The organism is Nostoc flagelliforme FACHB-838, assembly GCF_014698065.1.
GTDB lineage: Bacteria > Cyanobacteriota > Cyanobacteriia > Cyanobacteriales > Nostocaceae > Nostoc > Nostoc flagelliforme_B.
This window is the reverse complement of sequence record NZ_JACJSI010000228.1, coordinates 1-9490: the sequence shown is the minus strand read 5'-3', so window position 1 is coordinate 9490 and position 9490 is coordinate 1. Positions and strand designations below refer to the sequence as shown.

At 43.2% G+C, this 9490-nt stretch carries 11 protein-coding genes; 7 read left to right on the top strand and 4 right to left on the bottom strand.

Going from position 1 to position 9490, the window contains the following annotated elements; all coding sequences use genetic code 11:
* Positions 1 to 508 precede the first annotated feature (508 nt).
* The 7 genes from H6G97_RS38440 (at position 509) to H6G97_RS38410 (ending at position 7084) form a co-directional block, all read left to right on the top strand.
* Positions 509 to 826: a hypothetical protein gene (locus tag H6G97_RS38440; RefSeq protein ID WP_190945924.1), complete on the top strand. Its 318-nt coding sequence runs from the start codon at positions 509 to 511 to the stop codon at positions 824 to 826.
* 7 nt (positions 827 to 833) lie between these two features.
* Positions 834 to 1010, top strand: coding sequence for a hypothetical protein (locus H6G97_RS38435; protein ID WP_190945923.1), 177 nt, complete (start codon positions 834 to 836; stop codon positions 1008 to 1010).
* 12 nt (positions 1011 to 1022) lie between these two features.
* Positions 1023 to 3539, top strand: a complete 2517-nt coding sequence (locus tag H6G97_RS55625) for a tetratricopeptide repeat protein (RefSeq protein ID WP_190945922.1) — start codon at positions 1023 to 1025, stop codon at positions 3537 to 3539.
* 73 nt (positions 3540 to 3612) lie between these two features.
* The gene (locus H6G97_RS38425) at positions 3613 to 3909 is read left to right on the top strand and encodes a DnaJ domain-containing protein (protein ID WP_190945921.1); all 297 of its coding nucleotides are present in this window, start codon (positions 3613 to 3615) and stop codon (positions 3907 to 3909) included.
* 111 nt (positions 3910 to 4020) lie between these two features.
* A complete protein-coding gene (locus H6G97_RS38420) occupies positions 4021 to 4788 on the top strand; it encodes a nucleotide exchange factor GrpE (RefSeq protein ID WP_190945920.1) in 768 nt (255 codons plus the stop codon).
* Between the two features lie 49 nt (positions 4789 to 4837).
* Positions 4838 to 6598, top strand: a complete 1761-nt coding sequence (locus H6G97_RS38415; RefSeq protein WP_190945919.1) for an Hsp70 family protein — start codon at positions 4838 to 4840, stop codon at positions 6596 to 6598.
* A gap of 6 nt (positions 6599 to 6604) precedes the next feature.
* On the top strand, positions 6605 to 7084 hold the full coding sequence (locus tag H6G97_RS38410) for a tetratricopeptide repeat protein (RefSeq protein WP_190945918.1): 480 nt from the start codon (positions 6605 to 6607) through the stop codon (positions 7082 to 7084).
* A gap of 64 nt (positions 7085 to 7148) precedes the next feature.
* Here H6G97_RS38410 and rpsU read toward each other — a convergent pair whose 3' ends face one another.
* From rpsU to H6G97_RS38390, 4 genes are all read right to left on the bottom strand, one after another.
* Positions 7149 to 7337 carry a 30S ribosomal protein S21 gene (rpsU, locus tag H6G97_RS38405; RefSeq protein ID WP_185582816.1) on the bottom strand — a complete coding sequence of 63 codons (189 nt, stop codon included), beginning with the start codon at positions 7335 to 7337 and terminating at the stop codon, positions 7149 to 7151.
* Positions 7338 to 7467: 130 nt separating this feature from the next.
* Positions 7468 to 7776, bottom strand: coding sequence for an RNA recognition motif domain-containing protein (locus H6G97_RS38400; protein WP_185582817.1), 309 nt, complete (start codon positions 7774 to 7776; stop codon positions 7468 to 7470).
* A gap of 210 nt (positions 7777 to 7986) precedes the next feature.
* On the bottom strand, positions 7987 to 8631 hold the full coding sequence (locus H6G97_RS38395; protein ID WP_190945917.1) for a hypothetical protein: 645 nt from the start codon (positions 8629 to 8631) through the stop codon (positions 7987 to 7989).
* Entirely contained in the window at positions 8628 to 9230 is a 603-nt protein-coding gene (locus H6G97_RS38390; protein ID WP_190945916.1) for a ParA family protein, read from the bottom strand. Before H6G97_RS38390 ends, H6G97_RS38395 begins: the two co-directional genes overlap by 4 nt.
* Positions 9231 to 9490 lie beyond the last annotated feature (260 nt).

Genomic DNA, 9490 nt, shown 5'->3' with positions numbered 1-9490 from the left:
GTGAAAAGAGGGGTGAACTCTGAGGTGGCTTTTGTCGTTATTGTGTAGTTATTCAGTAGTATTTTTTGATGGCTATTTTTTTCTTTTTCAGTTTTGGCTCAAAAAAACTGGCCGCCAATTTTGGCGTACTGTGCGTAAGTTTTAGTCAGGAATTTTTGGCGGAGAAATCAGGGAGGTTTAGGAGGTTTTTGGGGTCGAAATCCTTAGATTTACCTTATGTTTACCTTGTAAATACCTTGGAGATGCCATTGCATTACCTTATTTTTGACAAAGAAGAAGTATTTTGTAAAAAACGGTGATTTTCAATGTTGAAGGTGCAAATAAATCCTTGTATTTACCATTGAGATGCCATTGACAAACCTTATATTTGCCTTTTTAAGAAAAATCCTTGTAAATACCTTATAAATACCTTTTGAGTTAAATAATGTTTAGTATGCGAAGTTTTTCTGAAGCCCTGATAAAATCAAGAGCGAAGAAAATGAAATTGATGATGAGCCAGAGGTAAGGTATGGAAGCCAAAAGCGAGGTAACAATAAAATTTAGCGGCTCACTGCCAACAGCTACACCAGCCGAGAACAAGAAAGTTGCAATCGAGTTGACTGATCAGAACGGCATAGTCTTCACCGCTCAAGTTAATGCTAAAAGCTGGCGGAAGGCTGAAACTAGCGCCTCGGAATTCGCAGACTGGGCTGGGGCTGTATCGGGCAAGCTTGGTCAACGAACGGAGAACGGGTTTGAAATTATTGATGCCGGAATTCAGCTTTTTGAAAAGAAAGCGAAGGAGGTAAAACCAGATATAGCGGCGGCTGAAGCTGGCGCAAGTTAATAGATGTGTGGCAGTACCATCTAAAGATGGTGATAATTGGCGGCTTGACCGAGGAGAACAGCATTCAGAGGAAAACGTTACAGAGGCTTGTAAAATTTCTGCTCCCCGGGCCACTAATATTGAAATTAAGAGAGTAGTTGGAGCCGCCCTTAACTATGAGGGTGAAAATAATAAAAACAATTAGGAAGAAAGCCCAGTGGCTAAACATCAATCCAAACAGCGCTCACAACAACACGTCTCTAACACAGGGACAAAAGTTGCTGAAAACTCTTTCCAGATGCAACTGCAAGAATTACTAAAGCAGAAAAAATATCGGCAGGCATTGGAAGAAATCAAAAAAAATCAGCGCTTGCATCCTGATATTGAATTCACTCCCAAAGAATCAGAGATTTGGTTGCTACGGGGTCAGCAAGAATTCCAAAAACAAGATTTTAAACAGGCAGAAAAATCCTTTGTCCGCGCTCTAGAATTTGGTTTGGTTGGAGAAGTTCATTATTGGCAAGCTAGATGTTTGCTGGAGTTGAAGCAATTAGATGCGGCGCTGAATTTGCTCAGAAATGCTTTTGAGGTAGGCACTCTATCGAAAGAGTACAGCATCTGTTACCTAAAACTCCTGTTACTCAAAGGAGATACCGCCACAGTTGAGCAGTTAATTAACGAACAATCCAAACGCTTTAGTGCTGCCCAACTCCACTGGGTACGAGGTGTTCTGGCGCTAAAAAAAGGTCAACCAGAAGCAGCTTTGACATCTTTTCAGAAAATTAAGCAAGCCATCACCGATGGAGACTCGCCAATAGCTTGGATTGTTTACACTCAACAAGTCAGCGGTCATTGGGATGCTGCCGCTAATATTTTGGGGTTGAAATCATCTGGAAGGTCATCCGACTTGATGAACTATGGCGAACCAAAGTATTTAGAGCATCCAATTTTAAAGCGATTGGCGACTTTTCAGCAAGGAAAAACGGGACAACAACTTCTACAATCTAGGAATCCGCAAAAAACAGTAGATAAAATTACCCAAGAGGCATTAACGGCGTTGCGAATGCTGCAACTGATTGACCAAGGCGATCACCATGAGGCCGCACATCTGCTGTTGAAGATAGAGCGGCGTTCCACACGCTTTCTAAAAATAGAAAGTCTCCGTCCACTGCTGTTTACCCTAGCCGGACAACAAGCACTGAATCAAGGACAATTAAACTGTGCTGAACTATTTTGGCAGCTTTTGTTGACAGAGCAACCCTTTAACCCCCAGTTGGCAATCAATCTCTTAGAAGTTTTGGATGCTAATGATTCCGATCAAGAACGCCCACGTCTGTTGACCCGTTTATTGAAGTGGTTAGAGCAGGAAGCAAAACAAAAACCTCAAGAATGGCCTTCACAACGATTGAAACCGACCCAAGCACATCTGCACTGCTGGATGGCAGATGCTTACATGGCAACAGGTCGCTCACGCGCCGCTTTAGGAGCTTTGCAACAAGCAGAACGCATCTGTCCCACATCGCCAGAGCTCCTGGGACGTAAGGGACTAGTTGCGGCAATGGAGGAAAATTATACTGAAGCGATCTCACTGCTTACCCAAGCATTAGAAGGTGGATGTCGGTATGACGAAGTTTACGGTATTTTGCTGCAATGTTGGGAGGAAGTAGGAGATAAACTTGCCCGTAATGAAGCTCGGCGTAAATTTGGCAAACACTTTGGTGACCTGAGCATTGAAACTGAAGTGGAAATATTGCCTTGGGTAGATGCTCTATCTACGTTAAGTTATCCCTTCTTTAGCCGTCTGGTGCAGACAAAAGATAAAAAAGATCCTGCTATCCGTGCTTGTCAGATATTCGTGAATGCAGTGCAAAGTCCGCCTAATTCCGGCGGTCGAGTTTCATTACAGCAAAAAGTAGCAGTCGAAGCATGGGACACTCTCCTGAAAAAATTATCTGGTCAAGAACAAATTCCTGTATTGCAGGCGATCGCTCTTTCTATCCACCTCTTCGCCAAACGTGAAAAAGGCATCGCCGCTTTAACAAGTCAGTATCTACAAAAATTATTCAACTTATCAACAGAACACCCAGAAGCTAGAGTTGCTCATCTAGTTGTCTTAGCTGTCAAAGAAAGTAGTCCCCAAAAACTAGAAGTTCCTCTACGTACCTACCTCGACACCATGCCACAGCCAGGAAATGCTCTGGCAAATATTCAACTTCAAGTGCGCCGTTTTGGTGAGATTACAACCCTTGTACCTGTGCTGGAGTCAGCACTGCGTCGGGAACCTCAGAATCCTTTATTACTATTAGCTAGAGCCACTACTTACCATGTTGACCACCCAAACTATGAACAATTAAAGCAACAGGGATTTGAATTAGCCCGTCGCTTACAAGATGCCAAAGCATTACAAGCATTTCGGGAAGAACAGGCTTTTCTCTCTGCTCAAGAAACGACTAGCATAATGCCAGACCCAGAGGAATTTGACAACCTGGATATGTCAAATATTGATGACTTCTTATCAGGGATGCTTCAAAAATTACTTGGCAACAAAATGCCCAAAGCTGAGTTTGAACGGATGCTTCCAGAACTCAAGCAAAAGATGTTAAACAGTATGCCTAACTTCGATGAAGATGATCAGGAAGAAGAGCCAGACTTAGACTTGATCTTTGGAAATTTACCGCCTACACGTAAGAAACGAAAGGGTAGAAGAAAAGGTGGTTTTCAGGAATTGTTTTAGAAGTTAGTTTTTAGTAGGTTGTACTTAATAGTGACGAACAATAAATAGTAAATTTTTAATTTGGAATTATTTGATGACTGACCACTACGAACGCTTAGGTATTTCTCCAGGAGCTACTGCCGCCGAAATTAAAGGGGCCTATCATGCCAAACTGCGGGAATTTCCCGCTCATACTTATCCAGAAGAGTTTAAGAAAATTCGAGGAGCTTACGAGGCAATTCGCAAAGGAGAAACAACTCAGCATGAGGATTTCTTAAAATTTCGTCCACTAGAAGCAGAACTGAACCCAGAGATATTAAAACAGGTGCGAGAAAAAGCGCTTGCTCAACTAGAAGTTAGCCTGGATGATTTAATTCGTGCCACATTTTAAATAATTCGTAATGGGCTACGCTCTAAGCAAAGCTATGCCGCAGGCTTTACGTAATTCGTAATTGTTATTTACTGATTTTTCTAATGTCCGCTAACTATTGACAAATGACAAATGACTAATAACAAAGAAGCTTTATTTGCCAAACTTCTAGATTATTTACACTCAGAACAACCAATCCCTGAATATCTGGGTGAACCACCAGAATCTGCTAATTCCTTTGACCCCTATCAAATGGTGGCAGAATGGACTGCCCTGCGCCATGAAGTTAAGCAACAGGGTAAATTATTGCGTTCTACTCAAGATGCTTTTGTGCAAGCATTGGAAGTAACTCGCGCAGATAAAGAACAGTTGCAAATACGTCTGGAAGAAAGCCAAAAACAGGCATGGGGACAATTTGAGCAGCAGCAGGAGAAACTGCTAAAAGATTTACTGGGTATCCTGGATGCTTTAGATCAGGCTTGTACTTACTGGCAAGAGGAAATAGAAGCATTATCTGCTACCTCAAAACCAAAACCAGCAACACAGAAAAGCTTCTGGGAGAAACTAGGACAGTGGTTCACTGGCAAGGAATCTCAGTCAATAGTGTCTGAAAAATCACTAACATCATCAGATTTAAGTGAAATTTTAACCAGCAATCAACAAGGTGTGGAGTTAATTAGGCGATCTCTTTTAGAGTTACTACGACAACGGCGTGTTGTTCCGATTACATCTATGGGAAAACCTTTTGATTCCCAGACAATGTATGCTGTGGGACGTGAGTCTAGAACAGATATTACAGACAATACCGTAATTCAGGAAGTAGTACGGGGTTATTTATGGGGCGAACGCATTCTGAGGGAAGCACAGGTGATTGTAGCGGCACAAGGGACTCTTGATTAGGGACGCTTGGACTGGGGAAATTAGTGCAGTTTACTTTTAATCGAATTTTATGAAAGCAGTTGGTATTGACTTAGGCACAACAAATTCCGAAGTGGCGATCATCGAAAACGGACAAGTGCGGGTATTACCAGGAGAAGATGGCGACCTGATTTTACCTTCCTGTGTGGGGTTTAGCGATACAGGTAAACTGCTAGTGGGACGCGAAGCACTCCGTCAGTATGCTGCGGCTCCTGAACGCACTGTGAAGTCAATTAAGCGCTGGATGGGAACTGACCACAAAACCACTTTCGGAGATAAAGAATACTTACCTCATGAAGTTTCCGCTATTATTCTCCGCGCTCTGAAACAACGGGCTGAAAATGCTTTAGGAGAAACAATTACCCAAGCAGTGATTACGGTTCCAGCCTACTTTACGGACGCTCAACGGCAGGCAACTAAAACTGCTGGCGAGATAGCTGGTTTGGAGGTACTGCAAATTATCAACGAACCAACGGCGGCGGCTTTAGCTTATGATTTACGCTCCGAAGAGACAGAACGAGTTGTAGTTTATGACTTGGGAGGTGGTACTTTTGACGTGTCGGTAGTTGAAATTACAGGCGAAGTAACAGAAGTACTAGCTAGTCATGGTAATAATCGCTTGGGTGGAGACGATTTCGACAGACTTTTACAACTGTATCTGGCGGATTTATTCCGCAAACAGCATGGTGTCGATGTCCCAGATGATGCAGCTACCCAGGCGCGTCTCCTGAGAGCAGCAGAGCAGTTAAAAATTGACCTGAGTCCCCATGCTTTTGCTACAGTCCGGGAAGCCTTTTTAGGTAGTAAAGGCAAGACTGCACTACATCTGGAGACAGAAGTAGCACGAGCAGATTTTGAAAAATTGATTCGCCCACTCTTGGCAGAAACCCTAGAGGCAATTGACCGCGCCCTAACAGATGCCAGCCTGGAACCCAATGAGATTGACCGGATTATTTTAGTTGGTGGTTCTACACGCATTCCTTTAGTACAACAAATGATCCAAGAGCATCTGGGACAAAACCCCACCGATGGCATTCAACCAGACCTTTGTGTAGCATTAGGAGCAGCTTTACAAGCTGGGGTGCTGGTAGGTGAATCAGTGGATGCCATTCTTGTAGATGTGATTCCTCATTCTCTGGGCATTGCTGCGGCTGTGCCTACACCAATGGGTATTATGCCAGGTTACTTTAGTGTGATTATTCCCCGCAACAGCGTTGTTCCCGTTTCTCGCTCCCATGTTTATTCCACCGTGTTTGATGAACAAGAAGTGGTAGAAATTGAAGTTTTTCAGGGAGAAAATACGGTTGCTGAAGAAAATGTTCCTCTAGGTTCCTTTAGAGTGGAGAACTTACCACCCAAACCAGCAGGAGGTATTGAAGTCGAGGTTCACTTTGACTTTGACCTGAATGGCATTCTCACTGTCACCACTACTGAGAAAGGCAAAGGACAACAAGGAATGCTAGTAGTAAATAATGCAGGCATCCAGAAACTTTCTAGCCATGAATTGAAGCAAGCAAGGGCAGATTTAGATGCATTGTTTGACAGTGATGAAACAATTGAAATCTCCGCAGAAGATTCAATCGAGTCTGTAGAAATCGCTCCAGAATTGGCAGCACTTTTAGACCGCGCGGGGCAAGCACTTCTTACGGTAGACTCTGAACAAGCTCTTGAATTACAAGACTTATTAGGCCAGATTGAAAATGCGATCGCTAACAATAGTCCAGAACTACCCCAGTTAGAAGAAGAACTCTCAGATTTTCTTTACTATGCAATTTCCAATGAGTCAGAGTGATAAGTCATGAAATGTCCTGTCTGTGGTGCAGTTTATCGTCCAACAAAGGGGAGCAGAGTCGGGATTGAGCAGCACAATAATGATTACAAGGAAGAAACTGCTACCATATCTGCCTCATCTTCTTCATCTCCCTTACTCAGCACTGCTTCTTCCTCCCCAACTTGCAGACGCTGCAAAGTAGACTTGTCTGACTTGTTCCGTCTACACGACCAAGCCATCTGGTATCACAGACAAGCACTGCATTTATTGTCAAAAGGGCGTTATCCAGAAGCAGCAACGCACAACAATCAAGCTCTAACTTTGTATTACAGCAATGCAGACTTCCATGCCTTGGCTGGGAAATTATCGGCATTGCAAGGAGAATGGAGAGAAGCGATCACATCTTGGCAACAAGCACTCAAGTTTGACCCACAAAATGCCATTGCTTCTGATTCTCTACAAACGATCAAGCTTATGGCAACTCTCACCGCTAACCGCAAGCGGTGAGAGTTGTCACAAAAAAAGCCCTCAGAGATTTTATGAGGGCATTGATTAATATCTATGTCATTCATTAAGTGCGGAAATGTCTTTTACCCTGCCTGTGCTTGGCAATTTCTTTACGCTTGCGTTTTTCAATAGGCGTTTCAAAGTGACGATGCTTCCTCATATCTGGAAAAATTCCAGCCTTGGAAACTTCTCGCTTAAATCGACGTAAGGCTGACTCAATGTGTTCATTGTCACCCACTATTATTTGGGTCATTATCTCTCCTGCTAAATTGGCTTATTTAATGGCTGATAGTGGTAAGCCGCCCAGTTAACTAAAGTGTAAAAAAGGCAGACTCTATGTCTGACCTGAAAATTCGCTCTCTCTTTCTTTCAGCTTTCAAAGCTTAGTAGCGGTTACGTCCACCGCCCCCACCGTACCCTCCCCGGTTCCCACCAGACGAACCTCTGTCTTCTCTGGGTTTAGCCTTATTCACTTTCAGGTCACGACCCATCCACTCAGCACCATCAAGACCCTCAATGGCAGCTGCTTCTTCTGCATCTGTTCCCATTTCTACAAATCCGAAACCGCGTAGTTGTCCTGTTTCGCGGTCAGTAGGTAGTTGAACACGCTTTACAGTACCATATTCAGCAAAAACACCCTTAATATCATCTTCCTTAACTTCGTAAGAGAGGTTGCCTACATAAATTGACATTGATTATCTCCAAAAATATTAGTGTGTAGAGATTTAAATTTTGGAGAAAAGTCTGTAGATACCAAAAGGGGAAAGCCTGTCAATACTAACAACAAAAATACTCACTCCTTTAACTCTCGTTTTCTAGGATGACATAGAAGCCAATTCTCTGCATCCAGTAAAAGGTTAATTAACCAGTGATGTAAGACTAAATGCGATTGCCTTACTTAGCTACTCATCCATCTGGGTACCCAGATGGATGACTTTTTCTAACGCCTCTACTACACCAACTTCATCAGCTAGTCGGATAAATGCATTGGCTAATTCTTCTAACAAGTCGCTCCTATCCACCTCTACCCCCTCGTCTGCCAAGTCCATCAGGACTCGATTGATCTGCCTGCTCAATTTTTTAGGAATGCGAAAAGTGGTTTGGGTATAATCGGGATTCTCACGCTTGGCTAATTTATCTTTATCCTTTAACTGTTTAGATGACCGGGTTACTGGCTGTTGAGGTTGTTGGGTGGTTGAATTTTCAGGTAACTGGGTTTTTAGCTGTTCAGATAGCTGATTTTTTGGGTATCCAGGTGCTTGGGCGGTTGGGTTGTCAGATGTTTGACTTTTCACCTGTTCAGATAACTGGCTTGAGGATTTTTTGGTTGGTTGAGTATCTAGCTGTTCAGATAGCTGACTTTCTGGGTATCCAGGTAGTTGGGTTGTCAAATTTTCAGGTGGTTGATTTTTCACCTCATTAAGTGGCTGGCTTAATGATTCTTCGATTAGTTGAGTATCTAGCTGTTCAGATGGCTGATTTTCTGGGTATCCAGGTAGTTGGGTATTTTCCTGTGCTGCCCCTAAGACCTCACTAAATCGGCTCACCCTTTTATTGCTTGAATTACTTCGTTTTTTATTTCCGTCCAATCCCGCCATGCTACTTTGCCCCCTCGAACCTTATAAACAGGAACTCCACTAGTCACCGCATCTTTGTAAGCTTTGTAAAATCGAATCCCACGGCTGAAAACAGGATAACCCTGTGTTTTGAGTGCTGACATCGCCTCCTCACCATCCCTTTGAGGCGGCGGCGGAATCATTGTAAGTAAGACTTTCCAGTTTGTATCTGGTGGCAAGGATTTAGCCATAAGTGCCATTGCGTCCATGCCCAAGAGGTCAGGTGGAGTCGGAACGATAAGTAGATCACAACCCCTTGCTAGATCCTCAACTTCCACATCATTAGGGCGGGCGGGAGTGTCAAAAATTATAAATTCAAACTTCTGCGTTCGCATTAGTTTTGCTGCTTCCTTTTCTCCACAGACCTGAAATGGTAGTCCCCCAGGTCTTGCCCAAGTGGTTGCTGAACGGTTCGGATCGGCATCAATAACTAAGGTTGCCCCATCATCACAAAATAGTGAGGCGAGGCAGATAGCTGAAGTTGTTTTAGAAGCACCGCCTTTAAATGAGCTAAGAGAGATGATTGGCATAATCTCTCCTTATAAAAGATGGAAAAATAATATCGCACTTACACACATTTAATTTAGATGTATGAATGTTTGGGTATCCAGGTATTTATACAGCCGGAAACAAGAACTAGTGACTTAAGTATAGTGTTGATGAATTGTGAAGCTTATCCCTATTTTGTCACTCTGGCAATAGTATAATAGAGTACAAATGCTAGAACCAAGACACAGAGTATGGTACAGCCCCGTCCAGCCGCACCAACAGTCAAATTCGTGGACGAATA

What these genes read in the sequence shown, in the direction of transcription:
- H6G97_RS38440 (WP_190945924.1), top strand. Translation starts at nt 509, where the DNA reads ATGGAAGCCAAAAGCGAGGTAACAATAAAATTTAGCGGCTCACTGCCA.
- H6G97_RS38425 (WP_190945921.1), top strand. Translation starts at nt 3,613, where the DNA reads ATGACTGACCACTACGAACGCTTAGGTATTTCTCCAGGAGCTACTGCC.
- H6G97_RS38420 (WP_190945920.1), top strand. Translation starts at nt 4,021, where the DNA reads ATGACTAATAACAAAGAAGCTTTATTTGCCAAACTTCTAGATTATTTA.
- H6G97_RS38415 (WP_190945919.1), top strand. Translation starts at nt 4,838, where the DNA reads ATGAAAGCAGTTGGTATTGACTTAGGCACAACAAATTCCGAAGTGGCG.
- H6G97_RS38410 (WP_190945918.1), top strand. Translation starts at nt 6,605, where the DNA reads ATGAAATGTCCTGTCTGTGGTGCAGTTTATCGTCCAACAAAGGGGAGC.
- rpsU (WP_185582816.1), bottom strand. Translation starts at nt 7,337, where the DNA reads ATGACCCAAATAATAGTGGGTGACAATGAACACATTGAGTCAGCCTTA.
- H6G97_RS38400 (WP_185582817.1), bottom strand. Translation starts at nt 7,776, where the DNA reads ATGTCAATTTATGTAGGCAACCTCTCTTACGAAGTTAAGGAAGATGAT.
- H6G97_RS38390 (WP_190945916.1), bottom strand. Translation starts at nt 9,230, where the DNA reads ATGCCAATCATCTCTCTTAGCTCATTTAAAGGCGGTGCTTCTAAAACA.